The following is a 19850-nucleotide window of genomic DNA, read 5'->3' on the forward strand; positions in this document are numbered from 1 at the left end:
TCAGACGGCGGCGGCGAAACTGTCCGCGCGCGCCATGTCCCAGAATTTCGCAAAGGCCGGATGCGCGACATTGTGATCGAGAAGCTCGCCGGGGCCCACCCAGTCGTATTGCGACCGCGCCGAGCGCACCTCGCGCGCATTGATGCGGATCATCAGGTGATCGGGCTTGAGGTCGCGCGGATGGGACAGCCCTGTCGCGCCTATGGTTTCCGCCAGCGCCTTGAGCGTGTTTTCGTGGAACTGGTGAACGCGTTCTGCCTTGTCCTGCACGTCGAGCGCCTTGTAGCGGCCCGGGTCCTGTGAGGTGACGCCCGTGGGGCAGCGCCCAGTATGGCATGTCTGGGCCTGGATGCAGCCCAGCGAGAACATGTAACCGCGCCCCATGTTGCAGGTATCCGCTCCCAGCGCGAACACCCGCGCCATGTCGAAGGCCGAAATCAGCTTGGCCGAGCAGACCAGCCGGATCTTGTCGCGCAGCCCCAGGCCCACGAGGACGTTATGGACCAGCATCAGCCCTTCGCGCAGCGGCGCGCCGATATGGTCGGCGAATTCGGCAGGGGCCGCGCCGGTGCCGCCCTCCGAACCGTCGATGGTGATGAAATCCGGGTGGTCGCCGGTTTCCACCATGGCCTTGGCAATGGCGAAGACCTCCCACGGGTGGCCGACGCACATCTTGATCCCGACTGGTTTGCCCCCGGACAGTCCGCGCAATTTCGCAATGAAGCGGACCATTTCGGTCGGCGTGGAGAAGGCGGAATGCGAGGGCGGGCTAAGGCAGTCGACACCGGGCGGGACGCCGCGCGCCTCGGCGATGTCGGGCGTGACCTTGGCCCCGGGCAGGATGCCGCCGTGGCCCGGCTTGGCCCCCTGCGAAAGCTTGATCTCGACCATCTTCACCTGCTCCAGCGTGGCGCGTTCGGCGAAGATGTCGGGCGAGAAACGCCCCTGTTTGTCGCGGCAGCCGAAATAGCCCGAGCCGATCTGCCAGACGAGGTCACCGCCATGCTTGGTGTGAAAGCGGCTGATCGAGCCCTCGCCGGTGGTCTGGCAGAAATTGCCGCGTTTCGCACCGATGTTGAGCGCCTCCACCGCGTTGGGCGACAGCGCACCGAAAGACATGCCCGAGATGTTGAGCACGCTCGCGGAATAGGGCTTTTCGCAGGTCTCCGCCCCGAAGGTCACGCGGAAGTCGTGGTCGGCAAGGTGGCGGGCCTGAAGCGAGTGGTTGATCCATTCGTGGCCCACCCCGTGCTGGTCGCGCAGGGAGCCGAAAGGACGCAGACCCTCCAGCCCCTTTGAACGGCGATAGACCAGCGCACGCTGTTCGCGTGAGAAGGGCACCTCTTCATGGTCGCTTTCCAGGAAATACTGCCGGATTTCCGGCCGGATCGACTCGAGGAAGAACCGGGCGCGGGCCAGAACCGGATAATTCTTGAGCACCGCGCGTTTGCGCTGGAGCAGGTCGTAGGTACCGATCACGCTGCCCACCAGCCCGAGCGCCGCGACGACGCCGCCCCAGAACGGCGCGGTGAAGGCGAGGGCGATGCCCACCGGCACGGCGAGAACGAAGACAATGAAGGGCAGGTAACGAATGTTGTGCATGACAGGCTCCCGACGTCGCATCCCCCGTCCCGGATGCGACCGTTTCCTCCCCTGTCCCCGATTACGGTCGCAGGGGGTGCGACAAGTTGTCAAGCAAAGTGGCACCGGCGCCGTCGCGCAGAGGTCATTGTCCTGCCCGAATTTTTCCGTGGTTCTGCACTAGCCTGTATTAACCATGAAACCGCGCGACAGGATTCATCCATGACTGGCTCAGGGCCTGACATAATGCCCGATGCGGGGCCACTGATCCCGGCCGGCTTCGTCGCGGGCACGCAGATCGCGACGCCCGACGGGCCGCGCCGCGTCGAGGCGTTGGGTCCGGGCGATGCCGTGCGGGCAACCGATGGCCGGACGCTGCCGGTCCTGTGGTGCGCTGAAACGCGGCTTCGCGATGCGCCGGAAGCAGCGCGGCCCGTGCGGATCAAGCCCGGCACGTTCGGCGCGCGTGAAGGCCTTTTCATCGCTCCGGGGACGCTCATCGTCGTGGACCGGCGCGACGCGGCTTTGGTGCCCGCAGGCTGGCTTGCTGAGGGCGGCGTACCCGGTCTGCGCGTTGCGCGTGGACAGGCCTCGCCGGTCTATCACCACCTGCTGTTGGCCGAACATGCCGTGCTCGATACGGGCGGTGTGCTGGTCACGCCCTTCTACCCTGATGCGCAGGCCCGACAGGCGCTCGATCCCGCTGCGCGCCGGTCGCTTCATTTCCTGATGCCCAAGCTCCAGGGTGCCGAACGCGTAAGCGACGTGACCCGCGCCTATGCTCCGCCCGCGCACCCGTGTCTGAGCCGCGATGAGTTCGCGCTGTTGCGCGAGGATGCCGCCATGATCGCCCCTGTCGGGCCGGAGGCGGGCGCCGCTTGACACCACGCGCGGTCGGGGCCAGTGCTTTTCGCATGTTCGATCTGCGCCCCGTGGTTTACGTCATCGGTCTGCTCGTCACCGCGCTGGGTGCAACGATGCTGATCCCCATGATGGTCGATTTCTTCTTCGGGCGGCCCGATTGGACCGTATTCCTGCAATCTGCGATCATCACCGTGACCATCGGTGCCGCCATGTCCATCGCGACGGCCAACGGCGTGGGGCAGGGGCTGTCGATCCAGCAGACCTTTCTGCTCACCACGATGGTCTGGGTCGCGCTGCCCGCCTTCGGGGCGCTGCCCTTCATCTTCGGCGAAATCCAGGCGCGCCCCGTGGACGCGATCTTCGAGGCGATGTCGGGGCTGACCACCACCGGCTCGACCGTGTTTTCGGGTCTCGACACGCTGCCCGAAGGGCTGCTCGTCTGGCGTTCGATGCTGCAATGGTTCGGGGGCATCGGGATCATCGTCGTGGCGATGGTGTTTCTGCCGGAACTGCGCGTGGGCGGGATGCAGATCTTCCGGTCCGAGGCGTTCGACACGATGGGCAAGGTGCTGCCCCGTGCTGCCGAGATCGCGGGGCGGATCACCTGGATCTACCTCGGGCTGACGGTGGCGAACGTGCTGGCCTATCTGCTGGTGGGCATGACGCCCTTCGACGCCATCAATCATGCCTTCACGACCATGTCGACAGGTGGCTTCTCGACCCATGACGCGAGCTTCGGCTTCTACCAGGGCGCCCCGGAATACGTCGCGGCGGTCTTTATGATCTTCGCCTCTCTGCCCTTCGTGCGGTACATCCAGCTTGTCGCGGGCACCGCGCAGCCGTTGTTCCGCGACCCGCAGATCCGGGCCTATCTGGGCGTTATCCTTGCCGTGACGCTGACGATGACGCTTTACCGGCTCGTGGCCAATGGCGACCATCTCGAGCACGGATTTCGCGAAGGCATATTCAACGTGACCTCGATCATCTCCGGCACGGGATATGCGAGCGTGGACTACCAGCTCTGGGGCACTTTCCCGGTCGTGGCGTTCTTTTTCCTCGGTCTGATCGGCGGCTGCGCCGGCTCCACGGCCTGTTCGGTCAAGATCTTCCGCTACCAGCTTCTCATCGCCGCGATCCGCGCGCGTATTCAGCAGATCTTCGCGCCCCACGGCGTCTTCACGCCGCGCTATGACGGGCGTCCGATTTCCGAGGCCATCCTGTCCTCGGTCATGGCGTTCTTCGTGATGTTCGTCGTGTCGCTGGGCGTGCTTGCCGTGCTCCTGTCGATGACCGGGCTGGACATGGTGACGTCGCTCTCGGGTGCCGCGTCCGCCCTCGCCAATATCGGACCGGGGCTGGGCGACACGATCGGGCCTGCGGGCAATTTCGCGACTTTGAACGATACGGCCAAATGGCTCCTGACCGCCGCGATGCTGGTCGGGCGGCTGGAACTCTTGTCGGTCTACGTTCTGTTCACGCTCAGATTCTGGAGGGGTTGATGTCGGACAAGGAAAAGGCCGCGCGCCTGCACCACATGCGCACGTACGGGTTGGCCAAGGGCGATCCGCTCGCCCTGCCGCTCACGATGGCGTCGATGTTCAACCTGCCGGGCGATCCCGAGCCGGGGGTCGCGGGCTATGGTCGGATGGACAACCCGACATGGGAGGCGCTGGAGGACGCGCTGGGCCTGATCGAGGACGCGCCGGTGCGCGTGTTCCCGTCGGGCATGGCGGCCATCGCGGCCGTGCTCTTCGTGGTGCTCAAGGCGGGCGACCGGGTGCTGATCCCGTCGGACGGGTATTATACGACCCGGCTCCTCGCCGACGGCTACCTCGCCAAGCTGGGGGTCGAGGTGGTGACCCGGCCCACGGTCAGCATCGCCGAGGGCGGGTTCGAGGGCTTCGCACTCGTCTTTCTCGAAACCCCCTCCAACCCCGGACTGGACGTGATCGACCTTGCTGAGACCTGCCGGGCGGTACGCGCTGCGGGGGGTGTGAGCGTAGTGGACAACACGACGATGACCCCCTTCGGCCAGCGCCCGCTCGATCTTGGCGCCGACGTTGTCGTGGCCTCCGACACCAAGGCACCGGGTGGCCATTCCGACGTGCTGATCGGCCATGTGGCGAGCCGGGATGCGGACTTGATCGACGGTGTGAGCCAGTGGCGAAAACTCTCCGGCGCGATCCCCGGTCCGTTCGAGGCCTGGCTCCTCTATCGCTCGCTCGCCACGCTCGAGCTTCGGTTCGAGCGGATGTGCAACAGCGCCGAGGCCATCGCGGCACGGCTGGCGGGCCACCCGGCCGTGGACGCCGTTCGCTATCCCGGTCTGGGCGAAGATCCCGCGCATGACGTGGCCAGCCGCCAGATGACGCGGTTCGGCTTCCTGATCGGCGTCACGCTGGCCGACCGGGAGGCGGCCGAGCGCTTAATAAACGGCTGCGAAATGCTGGCCTCCACGACGTCCTTCGGCGGCACCCATTCCACCGCCGAGCGGCGCGCGCGCTGGGGCGACGAGGTGGCACCGGGCTTCGTGCGTTTGTCGGTCGGGGTAGAGCCGCTGGAGCCGCTCTGGGCCGCACTCAACCGGGCGCTCGCAGACCTGAGCTAGCCGCTGTCAAAACGAGCGCGCTGACGCGCGCGCTCTATTCCGGGACCGGGAAAGACCGGCGGGCCAAAGCACCCGAGCGCCGCCGCCCGGTCTGTCGGGCGGCGGACCCTGCGGGGATCATTCCCAGCAGCTGACCAGCACGGACATGTCGGCGGCCTTCACCGACAGGGCGTGGGGCGAGAGGCTCTGTGCGCCATCGACCGGCGTGGAGGTCACGCCGTTGGCTTCGAGGAACGCGGCCAGCGCCGGGGCCTTGGTGGCGAAGGAGACCTCCTCGGGGAACTGGCGGCTGCCGTCACTGTCGGACTTCAGCATGCCGAGCACGAGGCCCGCGCCGTTCACGATCGGCCCGCCCGCGTCGCCGTCCTGCGCCTCGAGGTCGAGGCGATAGACGCTGTCCTCACCGTCAAGCCCCTTGATGTCGGCGAGTGTGCCGAAGGTCAGGGTGGCCGAGGCCAAGCGCCCGCCGAAGGAGAAGCCAGCGACCGCGAGGTCCGACTGGATGCGCGGTTCGGACCCTGAGAGGCTGGCAACGCCGAGGGGGGCGAGGGGTTGATCGGGCTTCACGATGGCTGCCCCCAGCGCCTCATCCGTGGCGACGACCGATGCCGGGTAGCTTTCGTCGAGCGTCAGATCGGAGCAGCCGGCCACGGCTTCGGTGGTGGTCAGAACGGTGCCGTCGCTTGAGACGTAAAACCCGGTGCGCGCGCGGTCCGCGCGGCGGATTTCCAGACCGGAGACGAGATCCACGCTCTGCATGGCCTCATCCAGACCGGCGTTGTCGTCAAGCACTGTGGCCCCCGTCGAGGCGAAGCTGTCCTTCATCGCGTCGAGCGCGATATTGCGCCGCTGATCGTCGCCCGTGGGCCAGATCAGCATGTAGCCTTTCACGGCCCCGTCCACGACTTCGGCATAGGTGTAATTGACGATCTCGCGGTTCGCGCCGTTGATCTCGAAGCTGTTCTCGCGCCGGTTGCGCTCGCCCTGCGGCGGCACCACTTCCAGCGATTGCAGGATGTCATAAAGCCCGTACAGCGACGACTGCCCGCCGGATTGCGAGATCAGAACGACGCGCACGCCGTCGTCCCCCTCGTAATGCGCGAAGGGTGCCTCGTAGCGGTCGAACTCGACGAGGGCGGTGGGCATGATGACCTCGATGCCCGCGTCCCGATCCGTGACCGAGGCCATGGCGAGGCTGTCGAAAACCGCATTGTAGTCGTCGATCAGCTTGGTGCGCTGCCGGGTCGTGAGGATGCCGGTCGCTTCGAACCCTTTGGCCTCCTGCCACGCGGACATGGCGGCACGGGTGCCGGGCCCGAAGGCCGCGTCGATACCGGCGTTGTAGAAACCCTCGAACTGGAGCGCGATCTGAATCTCCTCGCGCGCCGCACGGTCGAGCTGCGCCTCGGAACGGCGTGCCTCCTGCGGGGTTTCTTCGGGAACGATGGGCTCGGGCTCCGGCGCGACTTCGGCGGTCGTCTCATCGGTCGCCTGTGCGGGCGTCGCTTCGGGCTCGGCCTGCTGCGCGGTGTTGTTCGCGCCCACCGGCCAGAACTGCTGCCCGAACGTGGCACCGTCGCTGACATAGGAATCGCGGGGCACCTCGCCGGCGACGACGAGTTGTTGCAGCGTCGCGGCGGCCTCGTCCTCGGAGAACGGACCGAGCGCGGTGGCATACCAGCCGGACGCGCCGAGGCGATAGCCGACGACATCGTCGAGCTCCGCGTCGTAACTGCGGGTGGCGGCCAGCGCCTCGTTCAGCGTGGTATTCGCCTCGACCTGAATCCAGAACGTGCCTTGCGCAAAGGCAGAGGTGCTTCCCATCAAACCCGCGTAAAGGGTGATCGCCGTAATGACGCGCTTCATTGTCCCCTGTTGCCCTCCAAGGCCTTTAATTGAACATCCCGGCAAGTAATTCACGACGCCTCGGGCGAGGTCAATATCGGGCGGGTCGATTGACCCCGACCTGTGGCAGTCCTATTGAGACCGCGACATCGCGCGAGGTGACGACATGGCCGAAGTGACCAAACCGAAAAGCTTTCAGGAAATCATCCTGCGGCTTCAGACCTATTGGGCGACCAAGGGCTGCGCCGTGCTGCAACCCTATGACATGGAAGTGGGGGCGGGCACGTTCCACCCGGCCACGACGTTGCGCGCGCTGGGCTCGAACGCCTGGGCTGCGGCCTATGTCCAGCCGTCGCGCCGTCCGACCGACGGGCGCTATGGCGAAAACCCGAACCGGCTTCAGCACTATTATCAGTTCCAGGTGCTCATCAAACCCTCGCCGCCGGACCTTCAGGACCTGTACCTCGGCTCGCTCGAGGCCATCGGGATCGACATGGCGCTCCACGATATCCGTTTCGTCGAAGATGACTGGGAAAGCCCCACGCTGGGGGCATGGGGCCTTGGGTGGGAGGTCTGGTGCGACGGGATGGAAGTCAGCCAGTTCACCTATTTCCAGCAGGTCGGCGGCCATGACTGCCGCCCGGTGTCGGGCGAGCTGACCTATGGGCTCGAACGCCTCGCCATGTATGTGCTGGGCATCGACCATGTGATGGACATGCCGTTCAACGATCCGCAGGCGCCGATCCCGCTTTCCTATGGCGACGTGTTTCGCCAGACGGAGGAAGAGTACTCGCGCCACAACTTTGATGCGGCCGACACGGAAAAGCTTCTGCGCCATTTCGAAGACGCCGAGCGCGAGTGTCAGGCGATCCTCGATCACCCGGTCGACGATCCCAAGACCGGCAAGCGCATCGTCATGGCGCATCCAGCCTATGACCAGTGCATCAAGGCCAGCCACATCTTCAACCTGCTCGACGCACGCGGCGTGATCTCGGTCACGGAACGGCAGGCCTATATCGGCCGGGTGCGCACGCTCGCCAAGCTCTGTGCCGATGCCTTCGTGCAGACCGAAGCGGGCGGCTTCAGCGCGGAGAGTGCCGCGTGAACGGAAAAATCGTCGCGGGGTTCATCGTCGTGTTTTCACTTATCTTCGGCATCGCCCTCTACTACACGCAGGTCTATGCCTATTATGATCGCGTGGCCGCCGAGGAGGTGACGCTCACGCTCGTCAACATCTCCACGGGCCTGGAAGAAGAGATCGTCGCGGACGATATCCGCGCGATCGACGGCACCTCCAGCCCGATCCGGTTCCGCGCCTGTTTCACCGCCGGCATGTCCAGCCCGACGATTCAGGAAACCTATCGCGAATACCCCGAGCCGACGCCACTCAACGCGCCGGGCTGGTTCGACTGCTTCGATGCGCAGGAGATCGGGACGGACCTTGAGGACGGACAGGCCATCGCGTTTCTGAGCGCCAAGGACATCCACGAGGGCGTGGACCGCGTGATTGCCGTTTATCCCGACGGTCGCGCCTTTGCATGGCACCAGCTCAACGAGAAATTCGCCGAGGACACGTCCGAACCTATCGAGTGATCGCGGGGCCCCGCAGGAACTTTACCCGGCGGGACGCATTGGGATTGCAACCGAGATAGGAGCAAGTCCCGTGTCAGATACCCTGGGTTTCGACCGCGCCCCAAAGTGGGTCACCCCCGTCATGCGCTTCGGCTATGCCGCCCGTGGCGTCACCTATGTCATCCTTGGCGTGCTGACATTCCTCGCCGCCTGGACCGGCGGCAACGCCGAAGGCACCTCATCGGCGTTGGCCTCCCTGCGGTCCACGACGTGGGGCGTGCCGCTCCTGTGGGTGATCGCGGTGGGGCTTCTGGCCTACGCGGCCTGGCGCTTCATCGCGGCGTGGCAGGACCTCGAACTGCACGGGGGCGGGGCCAAGGGCATGATCGCCCGCACGGGGCTCTTCGTGACCGGGCTGATCCATCTGGGCCTTGCCGTCACCGCAGCGCGGCAGGCGATGGGTTCCAGCGGATCGGGAGAAGATGGCGGACAGGTCCGCACGCTCGTTTCCTGGCTCATGCAGCAGGACCAGTGGGGCAAGTGGGTCGTCGTCGCTCTGGGCGCCATAACGATCGGCGCCGGGATCTACTACGGCGTGAAGGCCCTGCGCGAAATGTACAAAAAGCACATGCGCCAGTCGCCGCGCTCCCAGAAGCTCGACCCGGTCATCAAGGCGGGTCTCATCGCGCATGGCATCGTCGTTGCCATTATCGGGGTGTTTCTCATCATCGCCGGGCTCAACGCAGATCCGTCGCAGGCTGGCGGCCTGAATCAGGCGTTCGAGGCAGTCCGCGCACAACCCTTCGGCCAGATCCTGCTGGGTCTGCTCGGCATCGGGCTGATCGCCTTCGCGGTCTACTGCTTCGTGGAATCGCGCTACCGGATCGTGCCGCGCCGCGCGGGACCGGACACGAAAACCCTCGCGGGCCGTTTCGATACGACGTTCCGTTCGGCCATCGCCCGCGTCACCTGATCGTTTCGCCGAAGAGGGGCGGGAGGCTCTGGACCTCCCATCCCCCCTTCGGTATGCCGACCCGGACCGGCGCCGACCCCGGCGCCCCTGGACTGGGTGTGCGACATGGCCGATCTGCTGATCGAACTCTTCTCCGAGGAAATCCCTGCGCGGATGCAGGCGAAAGCCGCCGATGACCTCAAGCGGCTCGTCACAGACGGGCTTGTCGAGGCCGGTCTGACTTATGGCGGCGCCGCCGCCTTCGCCACGCCGCGCCGCCTGTGCCTGACACTCGCCGATCTGCCCGCCGTCTCTCCCGACACGCGCGAAGAGCGCAAGGGGCCGCGCGTGGATGCGCCCGAGAAGGCGCTGGAAGGGTTCCTGCGCGCCACCGGCCTCACCAAGGACCAGCTTGAGGCGCGGGACGAGAAAAAGGGGCAGGTCTGGTTCGCCGTGATCGAGAAACCCGGCCGTCCGGCGGCCGAAATCGTGGCCGAGGTGCTCGAAGGCGCGATCCGCAACTTCCCGTGGCCCAAATCGATGCGCTGGGGCGACGGAAGCCTGCGCTGGGTCCGCCCGCTCCATTCCATCCTGTGCATCCTGACAGGCGACGACGGGGCAGAGGTCGTTCCGCTCGACGTGGACGGGATCAGATCCGGCGACACGACGCAGGGCCACCGCTTCATGGCGCCCGGCGCCATCAAGGTGTCGTCCTTCGAGGATTACGAGGCCAAGCTGCGCAAGGCCTGCGTGCTGCTAGACCCCGCAGCCCGGGCGGATGCGATCTGGCACGACGCGACGCAGGCGGCCTTTGCGTCGGGTTTCGAGCTGGTCGAGGACAAGGGCCTGCTGGCCGAGGTGGCCGGGCTGGTCGAATGGCCCTTCGTCCTCATGGGCGACATCGGGGCCGATTTCATCGACCTGCCGCCCGAGGTGCTCCAGACCTCCATGAAGGAACATCAGAAGTTCTTTTCGGTGAAGAACCCCAAGACCGGGCGGATCGAGAAATTCGTCACCGTCGCCAACCGCGAAACCGCCGACAACGGCGCGACGATCCTCGCAGGCAACCAAAAGGTTCTGGCCGCACGCCTGTCGGACGCCAAGTTCTTCTGGGAGAACGACCTGCGCACGGTGGCCGAACATGGCATGGCGACCATGTCCGATAGCCTGTCCAACGTGACCTTCCACCGCGAGCTTGGCAGCCAGGCGGAGCGCATCGACCGCATCGCCGCGCTCGCCCGCCGCATTGCGCCCGAAGTGGGTGCCGCGCCGGACGAAGCTGTGCTGGCCGCCAAGGTGGTCAAGGCCGACCTAGCCTCGGAAATGGTCTACGAATTTCCCGAATTGCAGGGGATCATGGGGCGCTACTACGCGCAGCGCGCCGGTCTGTCCGATGCCGTGGCCGACGCCTGCCGTGACCATTACTCACCGCTCGGCCCGTCGGACGATGTGCCGTCCGCGCCGGTGTCCGTCGCCGTGGCGCTCGCCGACAAGCTCGACACGCTCACGGGTTTCTGGGCCATCGACGAGAAACCGACCGGCTCCAAGGACCCCTACGCGCTGCGCCGCGCCGCGCTGGGGGTGATCCGGCTGGTTCTGGCCAACGAGATCCGGATGCCGCTGGACCGCTTCGTCGACATGCAACTTCTGCGCTTCAAGGACGCGACCCGCGAGGAGGTGCCGTCTGACGGAGTAGACATGATCATCGACGAGATCGCGGATCACGGTGTCTTCGCCGCGGCCATCGAGACGGTGCTGAAGAAATTCGCAGACAAGGACGGGGCCGAGGCGCTCGCATCGCTCAAGACCGACGTGCCGGACCTGTCCGCAGACCTCCTCGCCTTCTTCCACGACCGCCTCAAGGTCCACCTTAAGGGCGAGGGCATCCGCCACGACGTAATCGACGCCTGCCTGAACATGCCGGCGAGTGACGATCTGACCCTGCTGGTCAAACGCGCCAACGCGCTCGCAGCGTTCCTGAACACCGAGGACGGGGCGAACCTGACCCAGGGGTTCAAGCGGGCCAATAACATTCTGGCACAAGCCGAGGAGAAGGACGGGGTCGAGTATTCCTTCGGGGCGGACCCGAAATTCGCGGAAGCCGCTGAGGAGAAAGCGCTTTTCACCGCGCTGGACGCCGCGGCTGCGAAGATCGACCCGGCGATGGCGCAGGAGGACTTTGCGGGTGCGATGGCCGCCATGGCCGATCTACGCGCGCCCATCGACGCCTTCTTCGATGCGGTTCAGATCAACACCGAAAATCAGATCGTGCGTCGTAACCGCTTGAATCTCTTGGCGCGCATCCGTGATATCTGTATGACTGTTGCAGATTTGACCCGGATCGAGGGTAAGTAAAACTTCGTAACGGGTTAGGACAATGTTGTAAGTGTTCATGTTAGCGCTATGTTGAGGGCATCAGGAGATGCTGCAGTGCAGAATATGGTTCTCAACCGTGGGTTCACCGAAATCACGCCGACCGCTTCGATCGACGTGAACCGCCACGGTGGGCGCGCGAAATGCCTGCAACGCCTGATCCGGCTGGACATGCCTGTACCCACGACCGTCGCGCTCGATTTCGCGACCGTGCACGAGGTCTCGCAGGGCAAGCTTCCCGATATGGATGAGCTTCTGGGGCTGTTCGACGCCTCGCCGCTCGTGTCCGTCCGCCCGTCTTCCGAAGACCCCGACTGGGGCGGGCCCTCGGCGATCCTGAACATCGGCATGAATGACGCGGCGCACCGGCGGCTGTCCGAGACGCATGGCGAGGAAGCCGCGACCGCGCTCTACCTGCGTTTCATCCGCTCATACGCGATCCACGTCGCCCGGCTCGACCCGGACGAGTTCGAGCTGGACGGGCCGTCGGACACAAAGGCTCTGACCCGCGCACTCACGACCTATGAGGACGAAACGGACGAGCCGTTCCCGCAGGACCCGGGCGCGCAGCTGTGCGAAGTGCTCCGCTCCATGGCCCGCGCGTGGGAAGGGACGACCGCCCGTCTTCTGCGCGAAGCGCGCGGGGCGCCCGCCGACGCCGGGCTCGGCCTTGTGGTGCAGGCGATGGCCATCGGGCTGGGCAAGGAAATGTCCGGGTCCGGGGTGATCCAGTTCGTCAGCGGCCAGACCGGCGAACGTGAGCTTCACGGGCGCTACCTGTGCCAGAGCCAGGGGCGAGATGCGCTGGGCGACCCGGATTCGCGCGACGTCATGTACCTCGCGAAGGATGAGCGGGGCCGCTCCATCGAGGAAGAGCTGCCGCATGTCTTTGACGACCTGAAACGGTATGGCGAGTTGTGCCGCAACCGTTTGCGTGAGGAAATGCAGATCGAGTTCACGCTCGAGAACGAAACCCTGTACATCCTCGACGCGGTGCGGGTGCAGCGCACGGCCCGCGCGAACCTTCATATCTCGGTCCAGCTGGCGCAGGACGCCATCATCTCGGAAGATGAAGCGGTGATGCGCGTGCCCCCGCGCTCGCTGCCGGAGCTTCTGCACAGCCAGGTCGACCCGGCCGGACGCCGCGACACCGTCGCGCAGGGGATCGCGGCCAGCCCGGGCGCGGCGACCGGCAAGATCGTCTTCTCCTCCCGCGCGGCGCAGGCATCTGCCGCGCAGGACGAGCCCTGCATCCTCGTGCGCCGCGAAACCACGCCCGAGGACATTCGCGGAATGCATGCAGCCCAGGCCGTGCTGACCGAGCGGGGCGGGATCACCTCGCACGCCGCCGTGATTGCGCGGGGGCTTGGTCTGCCCTGCGTTGTCGGCGCATCCGACATCGTGCTGGACCGGCGCAAAAAGACCCTGCGCACCCGCGACGGACGCGTGTTCGGAGAGGGCGACATCATCACCGTCGACGGCACCTCCGGCGAAGCGCTGGCAGGGGCCGCGCAGATGCTCGAACCCGAGCTGGGCGAGGCGTTCCAGACGCTGCTCGCCTGGGCCGACAATGCCCGTGACATCGGTGTGCGCGCCAATGCCGACACCCCGGCGGACGCCGCCAAGGCGCGGATGTTCGCAGCCGAAGGCATCGGGCTGGCGCGGACCGAACACATGTTCTTCGAACACGACCGGCTGCTTGCCATGCGCGAAATGATCTTCGCCGACACGCCCGAGGACCGGCGCACGGCGCTCGAACGGATCGAGCCGATGCAGCGCGCCGACTTCCGCGAACTGTTCAAGATCATGTCCGGCCTGCCGGTCACCATCCGCCTGTTCGACCCGCCGTTGCACGAATTTCTGCCGCAGGGCCGCGAAGGGATGCTTGAGCTGGCCGATGCCCTCGACCTCCCGCTCTCGGACGTGACCCGGCGGATCGAGGCGCTCACCGAGTTCAACCCGATGCTCGGGATGCGCGGCGTGCGGCTGGGGATCACCGTGCCGGAAATCTACGAAATGCAGGTGCGCGCCATCTTCGAGGCGACGATCGACGCCAATGCCGAGGGCGGGGCGCCCGTCGTGCCCGAAATCATGATCCCGCTCGTGTCGGCCATGCGCGAGGTGGAGCTGGTCAAGACGCAGGTCGATGCCATCGCCGCCGCCGTCCGGGTCGAGCGCGGGGTGGACTTCACCTACCGCTTGGGCGTGATGGTCGAGACGCCGCGCGCCGCACTCCGGGCGAGCGAGATCGCGCAGCACGCCGCCTTCCTCTCCTTCGGCACCAACGACCTGACCCAGATGACCTATGGCCTTTCGCGCGACGACGCGGGCCGGTTCATGGGCCGTTATGTGCAGCAGAAGGTCTATCCCGAGGACCCGTTCCACATGCTCGACATCGAAGGCGTGGGTGAGCTGCTCCAGATCGGGGCGGAGCGCGGGCGCAGCGGCAACCCGGACGTGACGCTCGCGATCTGCGGGGAGCATGGGGGCAACCCGGAATCAATCGCCTTCTGTCGCAAGGCGGGGTTCGACTATGTCTCCTGCTCGCCCTTCCGGGTGCCCGTTGCGCGCCTCGCCGCCGCCCATCTGGCAATCTCGGACCGGGGCATCGGTCGGGCCCGTGTGACTCGTTGATCACAAAGAGAATCCCGAAACTTATCCACAGATTGTAGGCACTTGCGGGACGTTCCCAACATGTTGGGTGAACGCCTGCGACACCCTCAAAACTGGACCTGAGCCGGTTTTTGCCCTATGAACGCCCACGATAATGAGCGGAAGCAAACTCCGCCGCGACGGGTTCCGGGGGATCTTGATATGGTTCGAAACATTGTCATGGCCGCGCTCGCGGCACTGGGTCTGACGCCTTCGGCGCATGCCGAAGCGAATTTCAACGCCGCCGATGCGCTCACTTCGCTGGTCGGGCAGGAGCGCGCCAGCTTTGAGACGATGTCGCCCTCCCGGCTTGAAGAAATCACGCGCCTCGCGCCCGCCCGCTCGCTCTTCCCGCGAAAAAAGCCCAAGGCACCGGCCCAGCCGCCCGATGAGGTGTGGCTCTCCAAGCAGCCCACTGCGACCGGGGGCGAGCAATGGCGCTGCCTGACGCAGGCATTGTATTTCGAGGCGCGGGGCGAGACGCACAAGGGCCTCTTCGCGGTGGCAGAGGTCATCATGAACCGGGTCGACAGTGCACGGTTTCCGAACACCGTCTGTGGCGTCGTGAATCAGGGCACCGGGCGGCGTCACGCCTGTCAGTTCTCCTTCACCTGCGATGGCCACCCCGAAACGGTGAACAACCGCGCGGCGTGGGACCGGGTCGGAAAGGTGGCGCGCGTCGTGCTGGACGGCACGCCCCGCACGCTCACAGGCGGTGCCACCTTCTACCACACGACCGCCGTTTCGCCGCGCTGGGCCAGCCGCCTCGCGCATACGGCGCAGATTGGCGTACACAAGTTCTATCGCTGACTTTCAGCTTTCCATTCCGGGGTCCTTGCGGCATTTTCCGCCGCCAAGGAGACCCGCATGACCTCTGAATCCCGTCTCGCCTTCGAACACCCCGAAGCCCGCTCCGAAGCCTCCGGTCAACCGGCGGCCCCGCCGGACCGGATTTCGCTGCGCGATCATGTGGTCGAGGCCGAAATCGGTGCCTTTCAGCAGGAGCGGGGAACGACCCAGCGCCTGCGCTTCAACATCGTCGTTGAGGTCCGCGCACCCGACGGACCTGTCGAGGATGACGTGGACAAGATCCTCTCCTACGACACGATCAGCGAGGCGATTGCGTTTGAACTTGCCGCCGAGCGGCTGAACCTGCTCGAAACGCTGGCCGAACGCGTGGCCGACCGCATCCTGTTCGAACCGCAGACGCTGCGCGTCTTCGTGCGTATCGAAAAGCTCGACCGTGGCCCCGGCGCGCTCGGGGTCGAGATCGTGCGATCCCACGGCCAGAGCGCCCCGGTCGCGCCTTCGGGCGAGGAGCTGCCGCATCCCATCGTCGTCCATCTGTCGAACGAGGCCGTCGCGGCCCCCGCGCTCATCGCCCTCCTGGACCGGCTGGAGGCGGGATCAGCCCCCGCGATCCTCTGCGTCGGCCCCCCTGATATGCCCGTGCCCGATGCGAAGCGCGACCTGCCGCAGCGACGCATCGACCTGCTCGCCATAGAACTGAACGCCTGGGTGCTGGCGGCGCGTGACCGGCGCTGCGTTGTCGTCGGCACGCGGACCGAACTCGACTGGGCGATGAAGCACAATCAGATTTGCGTCTGGGCCCCCTCCAAGATCGTGCTGGATGCGGTTGACGGGGACGAAGCCGACGTGACCGACCCGCTCGCTCTCACCGCGTGGTTCGCGGGGCTTATGCAGGCCGAGGAAATCCTCTGCGTCGGATGCCCGGTGCCCGAGACGGACCTGCCCACCCGCACCATCGTGATCGGGGAGACGCCGTGAGCCGGTCCGAGCCGATCGCGCGCACCGGACCACGCCCACGCGGTGCGCTGCCCCTCGCGGGCATGACCAGCGCATGGTTCGACACGGTGAACGGCCCCGACGACGTGAGCGCGCGCGCCCGGCTGTCCGATCCGCGCCCGGACCTCTGCGGTCTCACGCTCGACCGGCCCCGCGTTATGGGCATCCTGAACGTGACGCCTGACAGCTTCTCCGATGGCGGCGACCATGCCGGGCTGGCAGACGCGGTGGCCCGCGCCCGCGTCATGGCGGACGACGCTGACATCATCGACATCGGCGGCGAATCCACCCGCCCCGGCGCGGCCGAAGTCGCGCTGGACGAGGAAATCCGCCGCACCGCCCCGGTCATCGCGGCGATCCGGGACGCTGGAATCACCACGCCCATCTCGATCGACACGCGCAAGGCGCGGGTGGCCGAGGCGGCGCTGGACGCGGGCGCCGACATGGTCAACGACGTGTCGGCCTTTGTCTTCGACCCGGAACTCGCCGACCTCACCGCCGAGCGCGACGTGCCGGTGTGCCTGATGCATGCCAAGGGCCTGCCCGACACGATGCAGAAGAACCCGACCTATGACGACGTAGTGGGCGAGGTAATGGACCACCTTGAAGCCCGCATCGCCTTTGCCGTGGAACGGGGCGTGAAGCGCGCGCGCATCGTCACAGACCCCGGCATCGGCTTCGGCAAGACGCTCGACCACAACCTGCAACTGATGCGCCACCTGACGCTCTTGCACGACCTCGGCCTGCCGGTGTTGCTGGGGGCCTCCCGCAAGACCTTCATCGGCACCATCGGCGGCGCGAAAGAAGCGAAAGACCGGGTGGGCGGGTCGCTCGCCGTCGCGCTCCACGGCGCCGCGCAGGGGATGCATGTCATTCGCGTTCACGATACCAAGGAAACCGCGCAGGCGCTCAAACTGCACGCCGCGCTCAACGGGGGAGACTGAGCCGTGGCGGACAAGCTTTTCGGAACCGACGGGGTGCGGGGCAAGGCCAACAGTTACCCGATGACCGCCGAAATGGCGCTCAAGCTCGGGGCGGCGGCGGGGCGCTTCTTCCGCCGCGACGGCAAGAACGACCACCGCGTCGTGATCGGCAAGGACACGCGGCTCTCCGGTTACATGATCGAGAACGCGCTGACCGCCGGGCTGACCTCGACCGGCATGAACGTGCTGCTCCTCGGCCCCGTGCCGACACCCGCCGTGGGGCACCTGACCCATTCCATGCGCGCGGACCTCGGCATCATGATCTCGGCCAGCCACAACGCGTTTCAGGACAACGGCATCAAGTTCTTCGGACCGGACGGGTTCAAGCTGTCGGACGCTGCCGAGGACGAGATTTCCGCGCTTGTCGCCGACGGTGTGGAGCCGTCGGAACCGGAAAACATCGGGCGCGCGCGCCGGATCGACGAAGGGCGCCATCGCTACGTCGAGTTTATCAAGACGACCTTCCCGACGGACAAGCGGCTCGACGGTCTGAAGGTCGTGATCGACTGCGCCAATGGCGCCGCCTACCGCGCAGCGCCCGAAGCGTTGTGGGAGCTCGGCGCCGATGTGGTCGAGATCGGGGTGGAGCCGAACGGCAAGAACATCAACCTGAACTGCGGCTCGACAGCGACCGCTACGGCGGCTCAGGCGGTGGTAGACAACGGCGCGGACGTGGGCATCTGCCTCGACGGTGACGCCGACCGCGTGATGATCATCGACGAGACGGGCCGCGTCGCGGACGGGGATCAGATCATGGCGCTCATGGCCGGGCGCTGGGCCGACCTCGGCACGCTCAAGGGCGGTGCGCTGGTGGCCACGGTGATGTCGAACCTCGGGCTGGAACGCTACCTTGCGGGTCGTGGCCTCGGGCTGGAGCGGACCAAGGTGGGCGACCGTTACGTCGTCGAGCGGATGCGCGAAAAGGGCTTCAACCTCGGGGGGGAACAGTCGGGCCACATCGTGATGACCGATTTCGCCACGACCGGTGACGGCCTGCTCGCGGGGCTTCAGTTCCTCGCGGCCATGGTCGAGACCGGCAAGCCCGCGTCGTCACTTACGCAGGTGTTCGAAACGGTGCCGCAATTGTTGAAAAACGTGCGGTTTCAGGCCGGGCAGGCGCCGCTGGAGGCCGAAAATGTCCGCAAAGTGATCGCCACGAGCGAGGCGGAGCTGAACGGCAAGGGCCGGCTCCTGATCCGCAAGTCCGGGACCGAACCGCTGATCCGCGTGATGGCGGAGTGTGAGGACGAAGCCTTCCTCGTCGACGTGGTGGACCGGATCGTCGCCGAGGTGGAGCGTGCGGCGGGCTAGGCCCGCGCGCGCAGCCTGCCCGCCACACGCACCAGCGACTCCCACTGGCTGATCGCCATGCCGCCCAGAATCGCGACCAGCGCGATGAGCATGGTCGGCGGCAACGCCTCGCTCAGAACGGCTGCGCCGAGGGCCACCGAGATCACCGGAACGATGTAGTTCACGAGGCTGAGGAATGTCGGGCCCGCCGAGCGGATCAGCACGGTCCGCAGGAAGTTCGCCCCGGCCGTTGGGATCAGCCCGAGCACGGCGAGCGCGATGAACGTCTCGCGGTCCGGCATCGGCGGCGGGCCATCCAGCGCGAAGGCCGCCGGAACCGTGGCGATCGCGCCGATGATCATCACCATCGCAGACAGGCCCAACGGGTCGCAGGGCGGCAGGCGGCGCATGTAGATCGAGCCGACGCCGTAACAGGCCGCAGTCCCGAACACCGCCAGCCCGCCCCAAAGCGCCATCGTGTCCCCGCGGTTGGTCAGGCTCTCGCCCCCGATGAGGATGACGACACCCGCAAAGCCGATCAGGAACCCGATGGTGGAGCGCAACTGCATCCGCTCACCCGGCACCATGAAATGCGCCATGGGCAGGACGATGAAGATCATCGAAGCCATCGTGATCCCGGCAAAGGCCGAGGTGACATACTGCTGGCCCCACGGCAGGAGCAGGAAGGGAAACGTGGCCGACAGCATGCAGACGAAGACGAGGAGCGCCCATGTGCGCGGACCGACCGGCCCCTCGAACAGCCGGAACCCCTTGGCCCCCCAGACCACCAGCATCAGCGCGGCGGCAAAGGCCACGCGGGCAGCAGACACCCAGCCGGGCGGCACGCCGCGTAATGCGATCTCGACGATGAGAAACGTGGACCCCCAGACAAGCCCGAGGGTCAGGAGAATGGCCCAGCTGGCCGGGGTGATGCGCGGTGTGGTCATGGGCCCTCCGGAGGCGAAAAGACCCCGGCCACTGGCCGGGGTCAATCAATCGCGAACATTGACGTTGCGGCGGGACCGCCGCCGCCCTGTCAGGATCAGTTCTTTTCTTTGTCGACCATCTTGCCGGCCGAAATCCACGGCATCATGCCGCGCAGCTTCGCGCCGGTTTCTTCGATCTGGTGCTCGTCGTTCAGACGACGGGTGCCTTTGAAGAACGGTTGGCCGACCGCGTTTTCCTGCATGAAGTCACGCACGAATTTGCCGGTCTGGATGTCCGTCAGGATCTCTTTCATCGCCTTCTTGGTCTGCTCGTAGGGCAGGACGCGCGGGCCCGAAACATATTCGCCGTACTCGGCGGTGTTCGAGATCGAGTAGTT

The 19850-nt window shown here is 66.2% G+C and carries 15 protein-coding genes and 1 pseudogene; 12 read left to right on the forward strand and 4 right to left on the reverse strand.

Annotation, left to right across the window (positions count from 1 at the left end; all coding sequences use genetic code 11):
* A complete protein-coding gene (locus B2585_RS16085; RefSeq protein ID WP_292024961.1) occupies positions 1-1602 on the reverse strand; it encodes an FMN-binding glutamate synthase family protein in 1602 nt (533 codons plus the stop codon).
* 201 nt (positions 1603-1803) lie between these two features.
* Between B2585_RS16085 and B2585_RS16090 the strand changes: the two genes are divergently transcribed.
* From B2585_RS16090 to B2585_RS16100, 3 genes are read left to right on the forward strand one after another with little or no spacing between them, the layout of a single operon-like run.
* Complete coding sequence (locus tag B2585_RS16090; protein ID WP_292024962.1) at positions 1804-2463, forward strand: Hint domain-containing protein; 660 nt, start codon at positions 1804-1806, stop codon at positions 2461-2463.
* Positions 2464-2495: 32 nt separating this feature from the next.
* The gene (locus tag B2585_RS16095) at positions 2496-3944 is read left to right on the forward strand and encodes a TrkH family potassium uptake protein (RefSeq protein WP_292024963.1); all 1449 of its coding nucleotides are present in this window, start codon (positions 2496-2498) and stop codon (positions 3942-3944) included.
* A complete protein-coding gene (locus B2585_RS16100; protein ID WP_292024964.1) occupies positions 3944-5053 on the forward strand; it encodes a cystathionine gamma-lyase in 1110 nt (369 codons plus the stop codon). The genes B2585_RS16095 and B2585_RS16100 overlap by 1 nt, the downstream gene beginning before the upstream one ends.
* 117 nt (positions 5054-5170) lie before the next feature.
* On the opposite strand, the gene B2585_RS16105 is transcribed toward B2585_RS16100, so the two are convergent.
* A complete protein-coding gene (locus tag B2585_RS16105; RefSeq protein ID WP_292024965.1) occupies positions 5171-6919 on the reverse strand; it encodes a serine protease in 1749 nt (582 codons plus the stop codon).
* 145 nt (positions 6920-7064) lie between these two features.
* Between B2585_RS16105 and B2585_RS16110 the strand changes: the two genes are divergently transcribed.
* The 9 genes from B2585_RS16110 to glmM all read left to right on the forward strand — a co-directional run bounded on the left by B2585_RS16110 (position 7065) and on the right by glmM (position 18547).
* Positions 7065-8003: a glycine--tRNA ligase subunit alpha gene (locus tag B2585_RS16110; RefSeq protein WP_292024966.1), complete on the forward strand. Its 939-nt coding sequence runs from the start codon at positions 7065-7067 to the stop codon at positions 8001-8003.
* The gene (locus tag B2585_RS16115) at positions 8000-8491 is read left to right on the forward strand and encodes a DUF6446 family protein (RefSeq protein ID WP_292024967.1); all 492 of its coding nucleotides are present in this window, start codon (positions 8000-8002) and stop codon (positions 8489-8491) included. Before B2585_RS16110 ends, B2585_RS16115 begins: the two co-directional genes overlap by 4 nt.
* Positions 8492-8561: 70 nt before the next feature.
* Positions 8562-9443, forward strand: a complete 882-nt coding sequence (locus B2585_RS16120) for a DUF1206 domain-containing protein (protein ID WP_292024968.1) — start codon at positions 8562-8564, stop codon at positions 9441-9443.
* A gap of 105 nt (positions 9444-9548) precedes the next feature.
* A complete protein-coding gene (gene glyS / locus B2585_RS16125; RefSeq protein ID WP_292024969.1) occupies positions 9549-11777 on the forward strand; it encodes a glycine--tRNA ligase subunit beta in 2229 nt (742 codons plus the stop codon).
* An 84-nt stretch (positions 11778-11861) separates the two neighbouring features.
* Entirely contained in the window at positions 11862-14429 is a 2568-nt protein-coding gene (gene ppdK / locus B2585_RS16130) for a pyruvate, phosphate dikinase (protein WP_292025002.1), read from the forward strand.
* 180 nt (positions 14430-14609) lie between these two features.
* The gene (locus tag B2585_RS16135) at positions 14610-15257 is read left to right on the forward strand and encodes a cell wall hydrolase (RefSeq protein WP_292024970.1); all 648 of its coding nucleotides are present in this window, start codon (positions 14610-14612) and stop codon (positions 15255-15257) included.
* Positions 15258-15314: 57 nt separating this feature from the next.
* Positions 15315-16235, forward strand: a complete 921-nt coding sequence (locus B2585_RS16140; protein ID WP_292024971.1) for a dihydroneopterin aldolase — start codon at positions 15315-15317, stop codon at positions 16233-16235.
* Positions 16232-17197, forward strand: coding sequence for a dihydropteroate synthase (gene folP / locus B2585_RS16145; RefSeq protein WP_414674063.1), 966 nt, complete (start codon positions 16232-16234; stop codon positions 17195-17197). The genes B2585_RS16140 and folP overlap by 4 nt, the downstream gene beginning before the upstream one ends.
* Before the next feature lie 3 nt (positions 17198-17200).
* Positions 17201-18547 carry a phosphoglucosamine mutase gene (glmM, locus tag B2585_RS16150; RefSeq protein WP_292024972.1) on the forward strand — a complete coding sequence of 449 codons (1347 nt, stop codon included), beginning with the start codon at positions 17201-17203 and terminating at the stop codon, positions 18545-18547.
* Here glmM and B2585_RS16155 read toward each other — a convergent pair.
* Together B2585_RS16155 and B2585_RS16160 are read right to left on the reverse strand one after the other, a co-directional pair.
* Positions 18544-19473 (reverse strand): DMT family transporter, encoded by a 930-nt coding sequence (locus B2585_RS16155; RefSeq protein ID WP_292024973.1) that lies wholly within the window; start codon positions 19471-19473, stop codon positions 18544-18546. The two genes, glmM and B2585_RS16155, sit on opposite strands and share 4 nt — an antisense overlap.
* Before the next feature lie 95 nt (positions 19474-19568).
* Positions 19569-19850: pseudogene (locus B2585_RS16160) on the reverse strand (ketol-acid reductoisomerase); the annotation flags it as partial.

This window comes from Maritimibacter sp. UBA3975 (genome assembly GCF_002384975.1).
In the GTDB taxonomy this organism is placed as follows: domain Bacteria; phylum Pseudomonadota; class Alphaproteobacteria; order Rhodobacterales; family Rhodobacteraceae; genus Maritimibacter.